Origin of the sequence: Nocardioides luteus, from assembly GCF_015752315.1 — a bacterium.
Taxonomy (GTDB): domain Bacteria; phylum Actinomycetota; class Actinomycetes; order Propionibacteriales; family Nocardioidaceae; genus Nocardioides.
Genome location: NZ_JADOVJ010000001.1, coordinates 3355207 through 3373138, shown reverse-complemented (window position 1 = coordinate 3373138; position 17932 = coordinate 3355207). Strand labels below are relative to the sequence as shown.

16 protein-coding genes are annotated in these 17932 nt (G+C 69.6%); 6 read left to right on the top strand and 10 right to left on the bottom strand.

The annotated features are described in order from the left end of the window. Window positions 1-152 precede the first annotated feature (152 nt). A complete protein-coding gene (locus tag HD557_RS16200) occupies window positions 153-638 on the bottom strand; it encodes a DUF456 domain-containing protein (RefSeq protein ID WP_008361826.1) in 486 nt (161 codons plus the stop codon). Window positions 639-727: 89 nt separating this feature from the next. Continuing rightward, window positions 728-955: a DUF7455 domain-containing protein gene (locus tag HD557_RS16195; protein ID WP_008361825.1), complete on the bottom strand. Its 228-nt coding sequence runs from the start codon at window positions 953-955 to the stop codon at window positions 728-730. A gap of 249 nt (window positions 956-1204) precedes the next feature. On the opposite strand from HD557_RS16195, the gene HD557_RS16190 reads away from it, so the two are divergent. Beyond that, a complete protein-coding gene (locus HD557_RS16190) occupies window positions 1205-3397 on the top strand; it encodes a DNA gyrase/topoisomerase IV subunit B (protein WP_231380322.1) in 2193 nt (730 codons plus the stop codon). Window positions 3398-3405: 8 nt separating this feature from the next. After that, a complete protein-coding gene (locus tag HD557_RS16185) occupies window positions 3406-3816 on the top strand; it encodes a hypothetical protein (RefSeq protein ID WP_196874640.1) in 411 nt (136 codons plus the stop codon). A gap of 21 nt (window positions 3817-3837) precedes the next feature. Here the strand turns inward: HD557_RS16185 and HD557_RS16180 are convergent, their stop codons facing one another. After that, window positions 3838-4743, bottom strand: a complete 906-nt coding sequence (locus HD557_RS16180) for an RNA polymerase sigma-70 factor (RefSeq protein ID WP_196874639.1) — start codon at window positions 4741-4743, stop codon at window positions 3838-3840. Window positions 4744-4825: 82 nt separating this feature from the next. Here HD557_RS16180 and HD557_RS16175 point away from each other — a divergent pair, with 82 nt between their 5' ends. Both HD557_RS16175 and HD557_RS16170 read left to right on the top strand, forming a co-directional pair. Next, a complete protein-coding gene (locus HD557_RS16175) occupies window positions 4826-5791 on the top strand; it encodes an NAD-dependent epimerase/dehydratase family protein (protein ID WP_196874638.1) in 966 nt (321 codons plus the stop codon). A 25-nt stretch (window positions 5792-5816) separates the two neighbouring features. Continuing rightward, window positions 5817-6269: a PaaI family thioesterase gene (locus tag HD557_RS16170; RefSeq protein ID WP_231381256.1), complete on the top strand. Its 453-nt coding sequence runs from the start codon at window positions 5817-5819 to the stop codon at window positions 6267-6269. 55 nt (window positions 6270-6324) lie between these two features. Here HD557_RS16170 and tuf read toward each other — a convergent pair whose 3' ends face one another. From tuf to HD557_RS16145, 5 genes are all read right to left on the bottom strand, one after another. Beyond that, window positions 6325-7512 (bottom strand): elongation factor Tu, encoded by a 1188-nt coding sequence (tuf, locus tag HD557_RS16165; protein ID WP_196874636.1) that lies wholly within the window; start codon window positions 7510-7512, stop codon window positions 6325-6327. Window positions 7513-7793: 281 nt separating this feature from the next. Continuing rightward, window positions 7794-10058, bottom strand: a complete 2265-nt coding sequence (locus HD557_RS16160) for an FdhF/YdeP family oxidoreductase (RefSeq protein WP_196874635.1) — start codon at window positions 10056-10058, stop codon at window positions 7794-7796. Between the two features lie 9 nt (window positions 10059-10067). Further along, window positions 10068-12677 (bottom strand): ABC transporter permease, encoded by a 2610-nt coding sequence (locus HD557_RS16155; RefSeq protein ID WP_008361813.1) that lies wholly within the window; start codon window positions 12675-12677, stop codon window positions 10068-10070. Window position 12678: 1 nt separating this feature from the next. Then, a complete protein-coding gene (locus tag HD557_RS16150; RefSeq protein WP_196874634.1) occupies window positions 12679-13458 on the bottom strand; it encodes an ABC transporter ATP-binding protein in 780 nt (259 codons plus the stop codon). 88 nt (window positions 13459-13546) lie between these two features. After that, on the bottom strand, window positions 13547-14041 hold the full coding sequence (locus HD557_RS16145; protein ID WP_008361809.1) for a beta-class carbonic anhydrase: 495 nt from the start codon (window positions 14039-14041) through the stop codon (window positions 13547-13549). A gap of 62 nt (window positions 14042-14103) precedes the next feature. Between HD557_RS16145 and HD557_RS16140 the strand changes: the two genes are divergently transcribed. After that, complete coding sequence (locus HD557_RS16140) at window positions 14104-16125, top strand: M3 family metallopeptidase (protein ID WP_196874633.1); 2022 nt, start codon at window positions 14104-14106, stop codon at window positions 16123-16125. A gap of 3 nt (window positions 16126-16128) precedes the next feature. Here HD557_RS16140 and HD557_RS16135 read toward each other — a convergent pair whose 3' ends face one another. Both HD557_RS16135 and HD557_RS16130 read right to left on the bottom strand, forming a co-directional pair. After that, window positions 16129-16326, bottom strand: a complete 198-nt coding sequence (locus HD557_RS16135) for a hypothetical protein (protein ID WP_196874632.1) — start codon at window positions 16324-16326, stop codon at window positions 16129-16131. A gap of 80 nt (window positions 16327-16406) precedes the next feature. Further along, window positions 16407-16982 (bottom strand): hemerythrin domain-containing protein, encoded by a 576-nt coding sequence (locus HD557_RS16130; RefSeq protein WP_196874631.1) that lies wholly within the window; start codon window positions 16980-16982, stop codon window positions 16407-16409. Between the two features lie 110 nt (window positions 16983-17092). Here HD557_RS16130 and HD557_RS16125 point away from each other — a divergent pair, with 110 nt between their 5' ends. Beyond that, complete coding sequence (locus tag HD557_RS16125) at window positions 17093-17764, top strand: response regulator transcription factor (protein WP_231380321.1); 672 nt, start codon at window positions 17093-17095, stop codon at window positions 17762-17764. Window positions 17765-17932 lie beyond the last annotated feature (168 nt).

Here is a 17932-nt window from a genome sequence, read left to right as displayed (position 1 = left end):
ACCCCGAACGCCTTCCCGGACATCTGGGAGGGCGTTCGCCATTTCCACCGAGAAGCCGCGCCGAGTAGGTAGTTGTGGGCGACGAAACTGTGGTTTCGTCGCCCACAACTACCTACTCGGCACGCCAGAACGACCGACTCGGCGGGGGAGGGTCAGGTGAGGAACAGCCCGACGACCCAGGTGATGGTGGCGAGGGTGGCGGCGGTGGCGTCGATCAGGATGAAGAGACCGATCGCCTTCAGGGCGGTCCAGGTCGAGGCCCAGGCGTCGCCGGCGTCGCCGCCGTGACGGCGCAGCTCGGCGAGGAAGACGCCGAGGGGGAACCCGACGAAGACGCCGACGACCGGGATCACGAAGAAGCCGATGATGGCCAGGATCGCGCCGACGATCTGGGTGGACAGCGGCATCCCGGAGTCCTTGAGGCGCTTGCCGGGGATGGCGTACTTGGTGATCAGCCCGATGGCGATGAAGGCGGCGGAGATGCCGAAGATCACCCACCCGGTGGACTCGCCCAGCCAGATGGCCCAGCCGAGGATCGCGGCGGCGACGAGCAGCGCTCCACCGGGGAGGACGGGGACGATGATGCCGGCGATGCCGAAGGCGATGACCAGCGCGACGAGAACTTCGACGAGACTCACGGGGTGACCCTAGCCCTTGCGGCGGGCCGAGATGCGCCGGAGGCCCGGACCGTCGTGGTCCGGGCCTCCGGGGGAGTTGGTGGGTGGGGTCAGTTCTTCTCGGTGAGCTTGTGCGTCTCGTCGGTGATCGAGCTGGCGATCTCCTTGAGCTTCTCACCGTGCTCGCGGGCGTGGTGGGCGCAGAACAGCAGTTCGCCGCCGGAGTGGAGCTCCGCGCGGACGTAGGCCTGCGCTCCGCACCGGTCGCAACGGTCCTCGGACGTGAGCGGCGAGCTGGTGGCAACGGCAGTGGTCACATCGGCCTCATTTCTGATCATGATTGCGCCGGGATAACGTACGTGAGTCGTAGAAGATTCCCTAGATCGCTAGCGTTTCCTCGCGGACTCTTACCTCCGTCGCACCTCTAATCCTTGCAGTTGTCGCTCCGGGTTGGGGATCCGGGTCGGACCTACCCACGGGACATCGCTGTCCGTGACAGACATTCTTACCTGTCAGTCGACCATTTCGTGCATCGAAACCCGCAAGTTCCGCGTAACGGACCGATCACGACGTACGTGTGCCGCCGGATGGTGCGGGGGCCGGTTGCCGCGTGCCTGCGTGAGACCCGGGCGTGTCGCACGGTAGATTTCATCCGAGCAGCACCCCGCCGCAATCCCCCGAGCACCATCGCAGCAACGCAGTACAGCCAGGAGCCGATCATCTCTGACAACACCTACAACGCCGCGCACCTCCTCGTCCTCGAGGGCCTGGAGGCGGTTCGCAAGCGTCCCGGTATGTACATCGGCTCGACCGACACCCGGGGTCTCATGCACTGCCTGTGGGAGATCATCGACAACGGCGTCGACGAGGCGCTGGCCGGAGTCGCCGGCCACGTCGAGGTCACGATGCACCCCGACGGCTCGGTGGAGGTCTACGACGACGGCCGCGGCATCCCGACCGACAAGGAGCCCCGCACCGGGCTCCCGGGCGTCGAGGTGGTCGCGACCAAGCTGCACGCGGGCGGCAAGTTCGGCGGTGGCTCCTACAACGCGACCGGTGGTCTGCACGGTGTCGGTCTCTCGGTCGTCAACGCGCTCTCGAGCCGGATGGACATCGACGTGGACCGCTCGCCGGCCCAGCAGGGGATGTCGTTCCGTCGTGGGGTCCCGGGCGTGTTCGACGGCGACGGCCCGACGGCCGGCTTCACGCCGCAGAGCGGCCTGAGCCGCAAGGGCAAGCGGGTCGCCAAGGGCAAGACCGGCACCCGGGTCAGGTTCTGGCCCGACCGGCAGATCTTCACCAAGGACGCCCGCTTCGAGCTCGAGGGGCTGCTCGGCCGCGCCCGCCAGACCAGCTTCATCGTCCCCGGGCTCGAGCTGGTCATCCGCGACCTGTCCGGTGCGGACCCGGTCGAGGAGAAGTTCCGCCACGACGGCGGCATCGCCGAGTTCGTCGACTTCCTGGCCAAGGACGAGCCGGTCAGCGGCGTACTCCGTCTGCAGGGGTCGGACACCTTCACCGAGACCGTGCCGATGCTCGACGACGCCGGCCACATGACCCCGCAGGACGTCGAGCGCGAGCTCGGCGTCGACATCGCGGTGCGGTGGGGGAGCGGCTACGACACCGAGATCCGTTCCTTCGTCAACGTGATCGCCACCCCGAAGGGTGGCACCCACGTCAGCGGCTTCGAGAACGCGCTGACCAAGACCTTCAACGACGCGATGCGCGCGGCCAAGGTGCTCAAGGTCAACGACAAGGACATCGTCAAGGAGGACGTCCTCGAGGGCCTCACCGCCGTCGTGACGGTGCGTCTGGCCGAGCCCCAGTTCGAGGGCCAGACCAAGGAGATTCTCGGCACCCCGGCGGCTCGCAGCGTGGTACGCAAGGTCGTCGCCGCCGAGATGAAGACCTTCCTCACCGAGTCGCGCGGCGCGCAGAAGCAGCAGGCCAAGCTGGTGATGGAGAAGGTGTACGCCGCCTCCAAGACCCGCCTCTCGCTGCGTCAGCAGAAGGAGAACCAGCGGCGCAAGAACGCGCTGGAGTCCTCCGCGCTGCCCTCCAAGCTCGCCGACTGCCGCACCACCGACGACCGCGCCGAGCTCTTCATCGTCGAGGGTGACTCCGCGCTCGGCACCGCCAAGGTGGCGCGCAACTCGGAGTTCCAGGCGCTGCTGCCGATCCGCGGCAAGATCCTCAACGTCCAGAAGGCCTCGGTCGGCGACATGCTGAAGAACGCCGAGTGCTCCTCGATCATCCAGGTCGTCGGCACGGGCACCGGGCGCAGCTTCGACCTGGACGCGGCGCGCTACGGCAAGATCATCTTCATGGCCGACGCCGACTCCGACGGCGCCCACATCCGTACGCTGCTGGCGACCCTGTTCTTCAAGTACATGCCCGAGCTGATCGCCGCCGGCAAGGTCTACACCGCGGTCCCGCCGCTGCACCGGATCGAGATCTCCAACCCGAAGAAGGGGATGGAGAAGTACATCTACACCTACTCCGACCCCGAGCTGCAGCGGAAGCTGGCCGAGCTGAAGAAGAAGAACGTCAGCTGGAAGGACCCGGTGCAGCGCTACAAGGGTCTGGGTGAGATGGACGCCGACCAGCTGGCCGAGACCACGATGGACCCGCGCCACCGCACGCTTCGCCGGCTGACGCTGGACGACGCCGACGCGGCCGCGGCGGTCTTCGACCTGCTGATGGGCTCCGAGGTCGCTCCGCGCAAGGAGTTCATCGTCGCCGGAGGCGGTCAGCTCTCCGAGACCGACCTCGACTTCTAGGCGCCACGGTGGATCAGAAGGCAGCACGGACGGCAGCGACCAAGGCGTTCAAGGCTGGCGGCATGCCGCTGCGCAAGGGCCACCACCGGCTCGGTGACCCCAAGAGCGACGACATCGTCTGGTACATCGACCTGCGCGCCCAGGGCGCCGGACCGACTGCGCCGCTGCGCTTCGAGATCGGCTGCTGGGTCGCGGCGCTGGGCCATCCCGAGCCCGAGGGTGGCCCGGTCGACTGTCCGCTCCTGCTGGACCGGCCCGTCGCGGCGACCAGCCCGGCCGAGATCGGCGAGGAGGTCGGTGACCTGGTCACCCTCGTCGGCGACCTCGACTCGGTCGCGGCGCTGCGCGAGGCACTGGCCGACGGAGCGCTGGGGCGGCCGTTGGTCGACCAGTCGCTGCGTACGTTTCTGGACGGGTAGCGCCCCGGAGCGGGTGGATCCTCAGCGCTCCGCCAGCAGCGCGAAGAGGTCGCCGACCTCGCCCAGGTGGCCGAGCTTGTCGGGGTTGAGGACGTTGTGCATGCGGACGATCCGCCCGCCGTCGACGTCGAGCGCGATGACGCCGAGCAGGGCGCCGTCGGCGCCACGGGTGAGCATCGCCGGCTGGCCGTTGGCGTAGGACAGCTCGAGGCGTACGCCGAGGCGCTCGCCCTGGCGCATGAGCCCGAGCAGGAAGCGGGCGACCGCGACGGCGCCGAGCATCGGCTTCTGGATGGCCGGAGCCCGCCCGCCGCCGTCGGCGACGAACACGACGTCGTCGGCGAGCAGCCGCTCCAGGCCGCTGACGTCGCTCGCGGACAGCGCGGCGACGAACTGGGCGGCGAGCTGGTCGCGGCGCTCGGCCGAGGGCTCGAAGCGTGGCGTGCCGTCGGCGATCCGCTTGCGGGCGCGGGTGAAGATCTGGCGGCAGTTGGTCGCGCTCTTGTCGACGATCGGGGCGATGTCGTCGTAGTCGTAGCCCATCACCTCGCGCAGCACGAAGACCGCGCGCTCGACGGGCGTGAGCGACTCCAGCAGGACCAGGAACGCGGTGCTCACGGTCTCGTCGAGCTCGAGACGGTGCGCGGGGTCCTCGTCGGAGACCAGGATCGGCTCGGGCAGCCACGGCCCGACGTACTGCTCGCGTCGGTGGCGGGCCGAGCGCAGGGTGTCGATGGCGATCCGGGTGGTGACCGTGGTGGCGTACGCATCCAGGTTCTCGACCTCGCCCGACTCCTGCGTGCTGCGGTGCATCCGCAGGAACGCCTCCTGCACGATGTCCTCCGCCTCGGCGACGCTGCCGAGCATCCGGTAGGCGATCGAGAACATCAGCGGGCGGAGCCCGTCATGGGCGCTTGCGAGGTCCACGAGTGCAGGACCTTACGCCAGCTGTCACAGGAGCGCAGGTCGTTTCGTCGGTGGGATCAGACATCGACGAAAGGAACATGCAATGCGCATCTTCATCGCAGGCGGAACCGGCGCGGTCGGCATCAGGATGGTGCCGCTGCTGGTGGCCGCCGGACACGAGGTGTACGGCTCGACCCGCCACGAGGCGGGGTGCGAGATGCTGGCGGGCCTGGGCGCGACCGGGATCGTGATGGACCCGCTGAACGCGCAGAGCGTCCAGGACGCCGTCGCCAAGGCCTCGCCCGAGGTGATCGTCCACCAGCTCACCGCGCTGGGCGGGCTCAGCGGGAACCTGAAGAAGTTCGACCGTGAGTTCGCCATGACCAACCGGCTGCGTACCGAGGGCACCGACCACCTGCTGGCGGCGGCTCGGGCGGGCGGCGTGCGGCGGTTCGTGGCGCAGAGCTTCGGGGGCGGCTGGACCCTCGAGCGCACCGGCGGGTGGGTCAAGGACGAGACCGCCCCGCTCATCGCCGACCCCGGCAAGGAGGCGCGCGGCACCCTGGCGGCGATCCGCCACCTGGAGGACGCGGTGGTCTCGACAGGCTCGACCTCCGATGGATCCGACCTCGAAGGCGTCGTGCTGCGCTACGGCAACTTCTACGGCCCCGGCAACGCCGCGTCCCGTGACGGCGCCATCGGTGAGCTGCTGCGCAAGGGGAAGATGCCGGTGGTCGGCGGCGGCACGGGGGTGTGGTCGTTCGTCCACATCGACGACGTGGCCGCCGCGACCGTCGCGGCCATCGACCGGGGCGCGCCGGGCATCTACAACATCGTCGACGACGAGCCCGCGCCGGTGAACCAGTGGATGCCGTACCTGGCCGAACAGGTCGGTGGCCGCAACCCGATGCGGCTGCCGGCCTGGCTGGCGCGGCCGCTGATCGGCGAGTTCGGGGTCGCCCTGATGACCTCGGTGCGCGGGTCGTCCAACGCCAAGGCCAAGCGCGAGCTCGGCTGGACCCCGTCCTATCCGACCTGGCGCGAGGGCTTCCGGACCGGGATCGGCTGATGCTGGTTATGGTGGCGCGGTGAAGATGATCGCGTTGCAGGACGAGTGGTGGCCGGCGATGACCTGCTTCGGGTGCGGGCCGGCCAACGCGGAGGGGCTCCAGCTGAAGAGCTATCCGCAGCTGGACGGGAGCGTGACCGCGACCTTCCAGCCGTGGCCGCAGCACGACAACGGCGGCGGGTTCCTCAACGGCGGGATCATCGCGACCCTGCTCGACTGTCACAGCGCCGCCGCGGTGCACCAGGAGGCCTTCCTCAACGGCTGGATGCCCGCCGAGGGGGAGTCGCTGGCCTACGTGACGGCCGGGATCGACGTACGTTACCGCCGGCCGGCTCCGCTCCGGGAGCCGGTCACGCTGATCGCCTCGACCAAGGACGCCAGCGAGGACGAGATCACCTCGCTGGTGCGGCTGGAGTGGGACGGGAAGGTCCGCGCCGAGGGCGAGGCGCTGTGGAAGCGGTGGCGCCCGCGGAGCTAGCCGGAGCAGCAGAAACGGCCCCCAACAGGTTGGGGGCCGTTCCTCGTCGGCTGGGTCAGTCGAGCAGCTCGGTCACGGTGCCTGCGGCCACGGTGCGACCACCCTCACGGACCGCGAAGCCGAGTCCGACGTCCATCGCGATCGGCTTCTCCAGCTCCACCCCGAGCTCGATCGTGTCGCCGGGCATCACCAGGGCGATGTCACCCAGGTCGATCCCGCCGGGCACGTCCGTGGTCCGGAAGTAGAACTGCGGCCGGTAGTCCGCGGCGAACGGCGTGTGCCGGCCGCCCTCGGAGGTGGACAGCGCGTGCAGGTTCGCCCGGAACCTCCGGTGCGGCCGTACGCTGCCCGGCAGTGCCACCACCTGGCCGCGACGGACCTCGTCGCGCTTGACGCCACGCAGCAGCACGGCCGCGTTGTCGCCCGCCTCGGCGGACTCCAGCGACTTGCCGAACGTCTCCAGACCGATCGCCGTGCTGGTGATCGTCGAGCCGAGGCCCACGACCTCGACCGCGTCGCCGACCTTCAGCGAGCCGCGCTCGACGGCACCGGTGACCACGGTGCCGCGGCCGGTGATGGTGACGACGTTCTCGATCGGCATCAGGAACGGCTCGCCGAGCTCACGCTCCGGCACCGGCACGTAGTCGTCGATCGCGTCCAGCAGGTCGCCGATCGCGGCGGTCCACTCCGGCTCGCCCTCCAGCGCCTTCAGCCCGGACACCCGGACCACCGGCACGTCGTCACCGGGGAACCCGTACTCGGAGAGGAGGTCACGGACCTCCAGCTCGACCAGGTCGAGCAGCTCCGGGTCGTCGACGGTGTCGGCCTTGTTGAGCGCCACCACCAGGTAGGGCACCCCCACCCGGCGCGCGAGCAGCACGTGCTCCCGCGTCTGCGGCATGGCGCCGTCCTGAGCGGAGACGACGAGGATGGCGGCGTCCACCTGGGCGGCGCCGGTGATCATGTTCTTCACGTAGTCGGCGTGCCCGGGCATGTCGACGTGCGCGTAGTGCCGGGTCGCGGTCTCGTACTCGACGTGCGAGATGTTGATCGTGATCCCGCGCTGCAGCTCCTCCGGCGCACGGTCGATGCCGTCGAAGGCGATGAAGCGGTTCACGCTCGGGTCGCGCTCCGCGAGCACCTTGGTGATCGCGGCGGTCAGCGTCGTCTTGCCGTGGTCGACGTGACCCATCGTCCCGATGTTGAGGTGCGGCTTGGTCCGCACGAACTGGCTCTTGGCCATGAGAGTTCCTTTGTCCGTCAGAAGATTTCGGGGTGAGCCAGGACCCTCCGGCAAGCCCTCACAGCGCTGTCACCGCGATGAGGGGGCCGGTGCGGGCCACCCTCCTCCGCGGGTCCTGCGAGGCAGGAGGAGGGTCAGCTTCGAGCGCCGGTGCAATCGACTGACGGAGCCCACGTGGGAGCGCCCGTCAGGCTCTTGCCTGACAGGTCGAACTCGGAAACCACGCGGAACATGCGCATCACGTTAGGTGCCAACACAGACACCCGCAATGTAATTCCCGGCTAGCGCGCCTCCAGGCGCACGACGACCGACTTCGAGGTCGGGGTGCGGCTGCCGTCGGCGTAGGAGTCGAGCGGGATGAGGACGTTCGTCTCCGGGAAGTACGCCGCGGCGGAGCCGCGCGGGGTCGAGTAGGCGACGACACGGAAGCCCGCGGCGCGACGCTCGCCGTCGGTCCAGACCGAGACGATGTCGACGGTGTCGCCGTCGGCGACGCCGAGCTCGAGGAGGTCCTCGGGGTTGACGAAGACGACGCGGCGCCCGCCCTTGATGCCGCGGTAGCGGTCGTCGTAGCCGTAGACCGTGGTGTTGAACTGGTCGTGGGAGCGCAGCGTCTGGAGCAGCAGGTGTCCGGGGGGAGCGGTGACCGCGGTCAGCGGGTTGGCGGTGACCCGGGCGCGCCCGGTCGCGGTGTTGAAGGTGCGGGAGTCGCGGGGGCCGTTGGGCAGGGCGAAGCCGCCGGGCGCCTTCAGGCGGGCCTCGAAGTCCTCGAACCCGGGGATGACGGCCGAGATGTGCCAACGGATCCGGGAGTAGTCGACGCCCATCGTGGCCCAGTCGATGCCCTGGTCCGAGCCGAAGAGCGCCTCGCCGATCGCGCAGATGATGCCGACCTCGCTGCGCAGCTCCTTCGAGCCCGGGAGCAGGCGGCCGTGGGAGGCGTGGACCATGCCCATCGAGTCCTCGACGGTGACGTACTGCTCCCGGCCGCCGGTCTCGTCGCGCTCGGTGCGGCCCAGGCACGGCAGGATCAGGCCCTCGCGGCCGTGGTGGAGGTGGCTGCGGTTGAGCTTGGTCGAGATCTGGACGGTGAGACCGACGTCGGCGAGCGCCGCGGTGGTGACCGCGGTGTCGGGCGTCGCGGCGGCGAAGTTGCCGCCGAGAGCGAGGAAGACGTCGACGGCGCCGTCGCGCATCGCCTCGATCGCGGCGACCACGTCGTAGCCCTCCTCGCGCGGCGGCGTGATGCCGAACTCGTCACGGACCGCGTCGAGGAACCAGGCCGGCGGCTTCTCCCAGATGCCCATCGTGCGGTCGCCCTGCACGTTGGAGTGGCCACGGACCGGGCACGCACCCGCACCGGGCTTGCCGATGTTGCCGCGCAGCAGCAGGAACGAGGCGATCTCGCGGATCGTGGCGACCGAGTTCTTGTGCTGGGTCAGGCCCATCGCCCAGCACACGATGATGCGGTCCCGGGTCTCGACGAGGTCGGCGAGCGACTCGATCACCTCGCGCGAGATGCCGCTGAGCCGGGTGATCTCGTCCCACTCCATCGCGGCCCAGGCCTGCGCCGCGACCTCGAAGCCGTCGGTGTGCGCCTCCAGGAACGCGTGGTCGACGGCGTCGCGCTCGACGAGGACCTTGTTGATCCCGGCGAACAGCGCGAGGTCGCCGTTGACCTGCACAGGTACGTGCATGTCGGCCAGCTTGGTGCCGACACCGCTGACGCCGCGTACGGTCTGGGGGTTGCGGAACCGCCCCAGACCGGCCTCGCGGAGCGGGTTGACCGACACCACCTTGGCGCCGTGCTCCTTGGCGGACTCGAGCGCGGTCAGCATCCGCGGGTGGTTGGTGCCGGGGTTCTGGCCGACGACGAAGATGAGGTCGGAGTGTTCGGCCAGGTCGTCGTAGGTGACGGTGCCCTTGCCGATGCCGATGACCTCGCCGAGAGCGGTGCCGCTGGACTCGTGGCACATGTTGGAGCAGTCGGGCAGGTTGTTGGTGCCGAGCTGGCGGGCGAGCAGCTGGTAGGCGAACGCGGCCTCGTTGGACGCCCGGCCCGAGGTGTAGAAGACGGAACGGTCAGGGGCGGTGGCGCGCATGCGGTCCGCGATCAGCGAGATCGCGTCCGACCACGAGATCGGGGAGTAGTGGGTGTCGTCGGGGCCGATGTACATCGGCTCGGTCAGCCGGCCCTGCGCCTCCAGCCAGTGGTCGTCGCGCTCGTCGAGGGAGGCGACCGAGTTGGCCGCGAAGAAGGCACGGTCGACCCGCTTGCGGGTCGCCTCCCACGCCACCGCCTTGGCGCCGTTCTCGCAGAACTCGGCCGCCTTGCGGTGGTCGGGGTCCGGCCACGCGCAGGAGGGGCAGTCGAAGCCGCCGACCTGGTTGACCTTGAGCAGCGTCTGCAGGCTGCGCACGGGTCCCATCTCACGCAGCGCGTACTCCATCGAGTGCGCCACCCCGGGGATCCCCACCGCGGCCGTCTCCGGCTCGCTGACGCGGAGGGTGGGTTCGGGCAGGTCTGCGCGACGCTCGTTGCTCACCCCCGCAGGCTACTCCGTGGCGATCGCCTTGAGGACGTCTTCCCTCCCGGCGCGCACGGCGGGCAGGAGGGCGGCCAGGACACCGACGACCACCGCGATCCCCAGGAAGACGGCCAGCTGGTCGAGCGGCACCCACAGGCTGGTCAGGTCATCGCGCAGGGCATCGCGCAGCAGCACCCCGAAGAGCACGCCCAGGCCGAGCCCGAGCACCGCCCCGAGGACCGCGATCGTCACCGACTCCAGGGTGATCATCCGGCGCAGCTGGCCGCGGGAGAGCCCGATGGCGCGCAGCAGGCCGATCTCGCGGGTGCGCTCGATGACGCTGAGGCCGAGGGTGTTGACGATGCCGATCACCGCGATCACGATCGCCAGCGCGAGCAGGCCGTAGATCATGTAGAGCAGCTGGTTGACCTGCCCCTTGATCGACTCGGCGAACTCGTCCTTGTCCTGCACCGCGACCACGGGACGGTCCTCGACGAGCTTGTCGAGGCGGTCGTGGACGACGGCCGGATCGGCTCCGCGCGCGAGCAGGATGCTGAGCGAGGCGTCCTCCCGCGGCACCTTGGCCGCCACCAGGTCCTCGATGCGCACCGTGATGTCCCCGGTCACCTGGCTCTCCGCGATGATCCCGCTGATCTGCGGGTGCGCCTGGCGGCCGCTGACGAAGGTGAGATCGATGCGGTCACCGAGCCGCCACTTGTGCTTCTTCGCGGCCTCGTCGGTGACGAGCACCTGACCCGGCTTGACGTCGTCGCTGCCCTCGAGCACGTCGAGGTCGTAGACCCGGGACAGGTGCTCGTCGACGCCGAAGAGGAACGTGGCCTCGTTGTTCTTCGGGTTGCGCAGATCGACCTTGCCCACGACCGCCTGGGCGATCTGCGACCGGGAGACGGTGGCCACGCCCTCGACCTTCTCCATCTCGTCGCCGATCGAGGTCGGGAACGGGGTGAACGTCGGGCTCTGCACGACCAGGTCGGGCTTGAACTGGTCCTCGACCACATCGGTGATCGAGGCGTTCATCGAAGCGGCGAGCACCCCGATCAGCGAGACCAGCGCCAGCCCGATCATCAGCGCCGAGGCGGTGGCGCCGGTGCGCCGAGGGTCGCGCATCGCGTTCTGCCCGGCCAGCTTGCCGGTCATCCCGAAGACCGCCCCCGAGACCGTACGCAGCGCCGCGAGCACCGGGCGGCCCAGGAACGCGCTGATCCAGGCGACCGAGAGGATCGAGACCCCGGCGCCGACGCCCACCCACAGGGCCGGGCTGGTGGGCACGTCGAACCCGCCCGGCAGGCTGATCTCGGGGATCCCGATCCGCGGCATCGCCGCGAGCACGAGGCCGGCGGCCAGCAGGACGAGCCCCACCGACGTACGCAGGATGGTGGATCTGGCCGGCGGCTGGGTGTCCTCGCGCATCGCCGCCACCGGCGGCACCTTGGCGGCCCGTCGCGACGGGAGCAGGGCGGCGGCGAGCGTGACGCAGACGCCCACGGCGTAGGAGATCCAGATGGTGCGCGGGGTGAGGACGAGGACGTCGGAGGCGATCTCGAGCCCGGCCTGGCGGAAGGCGGCGGCCAGCCCGTGGGCGAGTCCCCAGCCCGCGAGGATGCCGAGCGTGGCCGCGACCAGCGCCATCACCAGCGCCTCGAAGAGCACCGAGGTGGTGACCTGGCGGCGTGAGGCTCCCAGGGCGCGCAGCAGCGCCAGCTGACGGGAGCGCTGCGCGATCAGGATCGAGAAGGTGTTGACGATGATGAAGGCGCCGACGATCACCGCGATCACCGCGAAGACGATGAGGAAGACCGAGATCACGTCGAGGAACTCGCCGATGGCGTCCTCGGACTCGGCGACCACCGTGTCGCCGGTGACGGCCTCGAAGCCCTTCGGGACCACCGTGCTCGCGGCCTTCGCGAGCTCCTTCTGGCTGACCCCGGGGGCGGCGGTCAGCGAGATCCCGGAGTAGACGTCCTTGCCGTCGGTGAACAGGCTCTGTGCGCCGGGCGTGCTGAAGATCAGCAGCTGTGCGCCGGCGGTGCCACCGCCGTTGAAGGCGGCGATGCCGGTGAGGGTGACCTTGCGGCGGGTCTCGCCCTGGGGCGCGATCAGCGTGACCGAGTCACCCACCTGGTAGCCGGCCTTCTTCGCGGTCGCCTCGTCGAGGACGAGCTCCTTCTCCCCGGTCGGCCAGCTTCCCCGGGTGAGCTCGAGCGACGGCTCGCCGAGCAGGTTGGGGGTGCCGGTGTGGTTGAAGGCCAGCGTCGGCGCGCCCGAGCTGCTGACCAGCTTGTCGTCGGTGTCGAGGACGTAGAGACCGAAGCCCTGGACGACCCCGTCGGCGCGGGCGACCTCCGGCAGCGTACGCAGCCTCTCGATGGTCGCCGGTTCCAGCATCGCCGCGCCGCCACCGCCGGGGCGGCTGGCCTCGGCCGAGCTGGCGCTGTTGACCGGACGCACCTGGCCGTCGGGGGTGGAGCCGTTGATGATGCCGGAGAAGGTGCGGTCGAGCCCGTGCGAGAACGTGAGCACACCGGCCAGGAACGCCACGCCCAGGACGATGGCGAGCGTCGACATGATCAGGCGCACCTTGTGCGCGGCGAGGTTGCGCAGCGTCAGCCGGAGCACCTCAGGCGCCTTCGCTGATCGGGGCCAGACCCATCGCCCGGGACTGCAGGTCGGACATGTGCGCCAGGATCTCCTCGCGGCTCGGCTTGGCCAGCTCGTCGACGATCCGGCCGTCGGCCAGGAAGACCACCCGGTCGCAGTAGGAGGCGGCGACCGGGTCGTGGGAGACCATGACGATGGTCTGGCCGAGGTCGTCGACGCTGCGGCGCAGGAAGTCGAGCACCTGGGCGGCCGAGGTGGAGTCGAGGTTGCCGGTCGGCTCGTCGGCGAAGACGATGTCGGGCCTGGACACCAGCGCCCGGGCGCAGGCGACCCGCTGCTGCTGCCCGCCGGAGAGCTCGCTCGGCTTGTGCTTGAGCCGTGGCCTCAGGTCGACCGTGTCGATGACCTGGTCGAACCACTCCTTCTCGGGCTTCTTCCGGGCCAGGGAGAGCGGCAGCAGGATGTTCTCCTGCGCGGTCAGCGTCGGCACCAGGTTGAACGCCTGGAAGACGAACCCGATCTTGTCGCGACGCAGCGCGGTGAGCCGGCGGTCGCGCATCCTGCCGAGCTTGCGGCCGCCGACGATCACCTCGCCGGTGGTGGGCTTGTCGAGCGCGGCCAGGCAGTGCATCAGCGTCGACTTGCCGGAGCCCGAGGGGCCCATGATGGCGGTGAACTGTCCCGCGTAGAGGTCCAGGCTCACGCCGTCGAGCGCGCGAACCTCCGCAGCGCCCTTCCCGTAGGTCTTGTGCAGGTCGATCGCCTGGGCGGCGATCTCGAGTCGGTCTGCGTCGGTCACGACCCCAACTCTGGCTCACCCGTGGTGAGCGCGCATCGGGGTTTGCACCGATATCGCAGATCTCGACCCGCTTCGCGGGTTCGCCGACTCAGACCTTCTGGTTGAGCAGACCGGTGTCGACGTCGTAGATGAACCCGCCGACCTTGACGTCCTCGGGGACGAACGGGTGCGAGCGGACCTTGGCGACGTCCTCGGCGAGGGCGCGGACCTGGTCGTCGACGACGTGCAGATGGAGCCAGGAGGCGTCCTGGCCGGCGGACTCGGCGAGCTTGGCGCGCAGCTCGGCCTCGGTGTTGGACGCGACCGCGCAGCGGGTGTGGGGCACGATGAGGATGCGCTTGACGTTGAGGAGGTGCACGCCGAGCACCAGCGCCTCCATCGCCTGCGGGGTCACCCGGCCACCGGGGTTGCGGAAGATCTTGGCGTCACCCAGGCCCAGGCCCAGCATGGCGAGCGGCTCGATGCGGGAGTCCATGCAGGTCACGATGGCGACGCCGGCGTGGGCGACACCGTCGAACCCTCCGTTGTCGAACTTCTCGGCATAGTCACGGTTCGCGGCAAGCAGGTCATCGAAATCGGCCATGGGGCCCAAGGTAGCCGATATCGCGGCGACGCCCTCGGCCTGTGTCAGATAGCGTGCGCGATGTGATCGACGCCCTACTCGAGCCCAGCGACCTGCCCCACCGACTGCCCCGATTCGAGGACATCTCGATCGACGACTACGGCCCGGCGATCGAGCACGGGATGGCCGAGCAGCTGGCGGCGCTCACCACGATCACCTCCTCCACCGAGGAGCCGACCTTCGAGAACACCCTGGTCGCCCTGGAGCGGTCGGGGGAGACGCTGGACCGGGTCCTGCGAGTCTTCTTCTCGCTGCTCTCCGCGGACTCCTCCGACGCCCTGGACGAGCTCAACGCTGCGTACGCTCCTCGGCTGGCGGCCCACCACGACGCGCTGCTCCTCGACGACGCGCTCTTCGCCCGGGTGAACGCGGTCTACGAGAAGCGGGACGAGCTGGAGGGCGAGGACCGCTACCTGGTCGAGCGCTACCACCGCGACTTCGTGCTCGCGGGTGCTGCGCTCGGTCCTTCGGAGAAGGACCGGCTGCGCCTGCTCAACCAGGAGATCTCCGGGCTGGAGGCGGCCTTCGCGCAGGCCTCCCAGGCAGACTCCAACGACCTCGCGGTGGTCGTCGACACCGTCGAGGAGCTCGCCGGGCTGACCCCGGGCGAGATCTCGGCGGCCGCCGCCGCGGCCGAGGGACGGGGGCTGGCGGGCAAGTTCCTGATCACGCTGACGCTGTTCACCGCCCACCCCTACCTGTCCGTGCTGGAGAACCGGGACCTCCGCCGGCGGCTGTTCGAGGCGGAGCTCGCGCGCGGCTCGCGGGGCAACGACCACGACACCCGCTCCATCGCGCTCGACGTGCTGCGCCTGCGGGCCGAGAAGGCGCAGCTGCTCGGCTTCGACAGCTACGCGGGGCTGGTCACCGCCGACAACACGGCCGGCACGCCCAAGGCGGTCCGCGACATGCTGGAGCGGCTGGCCGCGCCGGCGGCCCGCAACGCCCGGGCCGAGCAGGCCGCGCTCGAGGCGTCCGCGGGTGGGCCGATCGAGGCCTGGGACTGGCCCTACTACGCGGAGAAGGTCCGGGCCTCGGAGTACGACGTCGACCTGGCCGTCCTGCGGCCGTGGTTCGAGGCCGACCGGGTGCTGCGCGACGGCGTCTTCTTCGCCGCCCGCGAGCTCTACGGGCTGACCTTCGAGGAGCGGCCCGACCTGCAGGGCTACCACCCCGAGGTACGCGTCTTCGAGGTCTTCCGCGATGGCGAGCCGATCGGGCTCTACCTGCTCGACCTCTACACCCGCGACTCGAAGAAGGGCGGGGCGTGGATGAACTCCTACGTCACCGCCAACACGCTGCTGGGTGAGCCGTCGGCGATCGTGACCAACAACCTCAACGTGCCCAAGCCGGCGCCGGGGGAGCCGACGCTGCTGACGTTCGACGAGGTCAACACGCTCTTCCACGAGTTCGGGCACGCGCTCCACGGGCTGCTGGCGCGGGCCACCTACCCCCGGTTCGCGGCGACCTCGGTCTACCGCGACTTCGTCGAGTACCCGTCGCAGGTCAACGAGATGTGGATGCTCTGGCCCGAGGTGCTCGCCAACTACGCGGTGCACTACGAGACCGGGGAGCCGATCCCGGCCGACGTGCTCGGCAAGCTGGAGGCCTCCGCCACGTTCAACGAGGGGTTCGCGACCTCCGAATACCTGGCCGCCGCGCTCATCGACCTGGCCTGGCACGAGCTCGGGCCTGCTGACGTACCGACGTCACCCGAGGCGGTGGGGGAGTTCGAGGCTGCCGCGCTGGCGGCGGTCGGCCTGGACAACCCGGCGGTGCGACCGCGCTACTACACGGCGTACTTCAAGCACATCTTCGGCGGCTATGCCTCGGCCTACTACTCCTACATCTGGTCCGAGGTGCTCGACGCCGACACGGTCGCGTGGTTCAAGGAGAACGGCGGCCTGACCAGGGAGAACGGCGAGGCGTACGTCCGCTATGTGATCGGCATCGGTGGCACCCGCGACCCGCTGCAGTCCTATGCCGAGTGGCGCGGCCGTCCGGCCCCGATCGCTCCGTTGCTGGAGCGCCGGGGCCTGGCCTGAGGGTCAGCGGTCCCGAGGATCCGCCGGGCCTGCCCAGCTGGACTGGGGGTCGCTGGCGGGGAACGTCTCTTCCTCGGTCTCGTCCTGAAGATCGCGCTCCTCGCCTTCCTCCTCGACCCGCTCCGGGGTGGGGAAGGGGATCGGGGCCTCGGTGCTCTCGTCGGCGCCGGTCTCGGGGTCCCGGGTTTCCTTCTCGACCATGTTCTGCTCCCATCTGAGGACTTCGATGTTGTCGTCGATGCCGTTCAGCACCCACTGTGCCACGTCGTGAACGGGCGACGTCAGGAACGGCTCAGCGCGTCCTTGACGCGGTCCACGATCGAGTGGAACGGCATCGTGGCGAGCTGCTTCGGCACCGAGCCCGTGGCGCCGGGATGGGGATGGGTCGGTGCGACCGTCTCGGCCGCCGTCAGCCGCTTGCCCATCGTGCGGCGGTCGGCCTCGTCGAGGGTGCTGAGCAGCAGCGGGAACTCGACGCGCTCCTCCTCCTCGGCATGCTGCTCGACCACGATCTGGAAGATGGGGAAGCTCTCGTCGAACTCGGGGCTCTCGACGCCGACCTCCTCGAGCCGGGCCAGCATCTCGCTGGCCTCCTTCTCGTCGGCGTTGAGCGCCTTGGTGAGCGTCTCGCCGCCGTGGGCAGAGACGAACGGGTGGACGACGAGCTCCTCGGCGGTCTCGTGCACGGCGAGCAGGACCCGGAGGTCGTCGAACGCCTGGCGCTTGGCCGGGCCCTCGGAGTTTCCGACCGTCGAGCAGAGCTGACGGATGCCGGCGTGCTGCTGCAGCAGGATCCTGACCACGTCGCCCTCGGGTAGCTCGGAGGCCTTCTTGAGGTCTTCGGTCACGTGGGACATGGGTTGCTCCTGTCTCAGGGCATCTGGATGGACGTCTTCCCAGGTACCCACGGCGTGTTCTGCCCATACACCTGTCCAACCGACCATCGATCTGAGAAGGTTCAGGTGTGATGAGGCAGGGGGTGTTGCGGGTGGCCGTGGTCAGCCCGCAGGAGGTTGTCATGCGGGGGCTCACCACCATGCTTGCGGACTATCCCGACAGGCTGGTCGTGACGGCCCTCCCGTCGGTTCGCAGCAAGGCTCCGGGTGTCGACGTGATCCTGTACGACACGCTCGGTCTGCACCTGTCCGACGGCTCCGATCTGGTGCACCTGCTGCAGGAGACCGACGCCAACGTGCTGATCTTCAGCCGCGACATGCGGCCGGACCTGCGCGTCAAGGCCTACTCGCTCGGTGCCAAGGCCTGGGTGTCGATGAGCGTGCACGCCGGTGAGCTCGTTCGCGCGATCGAGATGACGGCCAGCGGTGAGCCGATCGGGGAGCGCGAGGACCGGCTCGGCACGGTCGCCGGGCTCACCACCCGCGAGGTCGAGGTGCTCGCGCTGATCACCCAGGGGCTGTCCAACGCGGACATCGCCGAGAAGCTCGTCGTGAGCGTGAACACGCTCAAGAGCCACATCCGTCAGGCCTACCGAAAGATTCAGGTCACCACCCGAAGCCAGGCGGTCAGCTGGGCGATCACCCACGGGTTCGCGCCCCCCGATGAGAATTCTGTGGAATCGGGTGCATCCGTGGGGGCAAGGATGGTTACCGATAGCGTATCGACAGAGCAGTCTGGGTGACTTTCCCCTGCCTTCGGGATCGGGGACTGACACCACGATCGCACTGTCGGTGCCGCGGTCTCGGCAACGGACCCGGGACCGCGGTTCTAACCCTCAGGGGTGAGTGCGCTGTGGGGGTTGAGCTCACCCCTGGGGGCCAAATACCTCGCGAACCCGTGGCATCGGGTG

What these genes read in the sequence shown, in the direction of transcription:
- HD557_RS16125 (WP_231380321.1), top strand. Translation starts at nt 17,093, where the DNA reads ATGAGGCAGGGGGTGTTGCGGGTGGCCGTGGTCAGCCCGCAGGAGGTT.
- HD557_RS16195 (WP_008361825.1), bottom strand. Translation starts at nt 955, where the DNA reads ATGATCAGAAATGAGGCCGATGTGACCACTGCCGTTGCCACCAGCTCG.
- HD557_RS16175 (WP_196874638.1), top strand. Translation starts at nt 4,826, where the DNA reads ATGCGCATCTTCATCGCAGGCGGAACCGGCGCGGTCGGCATCAGGATG.
- HD557_RS16135 (WP_196874632.1), bottom strand. Translation starts at nt 16,326, where the DNA reads ATGGTCGAGAAGGAAACCCGGGACCCCGAGACCGGCGCCGACGAGAGC.
- tuf (WP_196874636.1), bottom strand. Translation starts at nt 7,512, where the DNA reads ATGGCCAAGAGCCAGTTCGTGCGGACCAAGCCGCACCTCAACATCGGG.
- HD557_RS16130 (WP_196874631.1), bottom strand. Translation starts at nt 16,982, where the DNA reads ATGTCCCACGTGACCGAAGACCTCAAGAAGGCCTCCGAGCTACCCGAG.
- HD557_RS16170 (WP_231381256.1), top strand. Translation starts at nt 5,817, where the DNA reads ATGATCGCGTTGCAGGACGAGTGGTGGCCGGCGATGACCTGCTTCGGG.
- HD557_RS16145 (WP_008361809.1), bottom strand. Translation starts at nt 14,041, where the DNA reads ATGGCCGATTTCGATGACCTGCTTGCCGCGAACCGTGACTATGCCGAG.
- HD557_RS16190 (WP_231380322.1), top strand. Translation starts at nt 1,205, where the DNA reads ATGGTGCGGGGGCCGGTTGCCGCGTGCCTGCGTGAGACCCGGGCGTGT.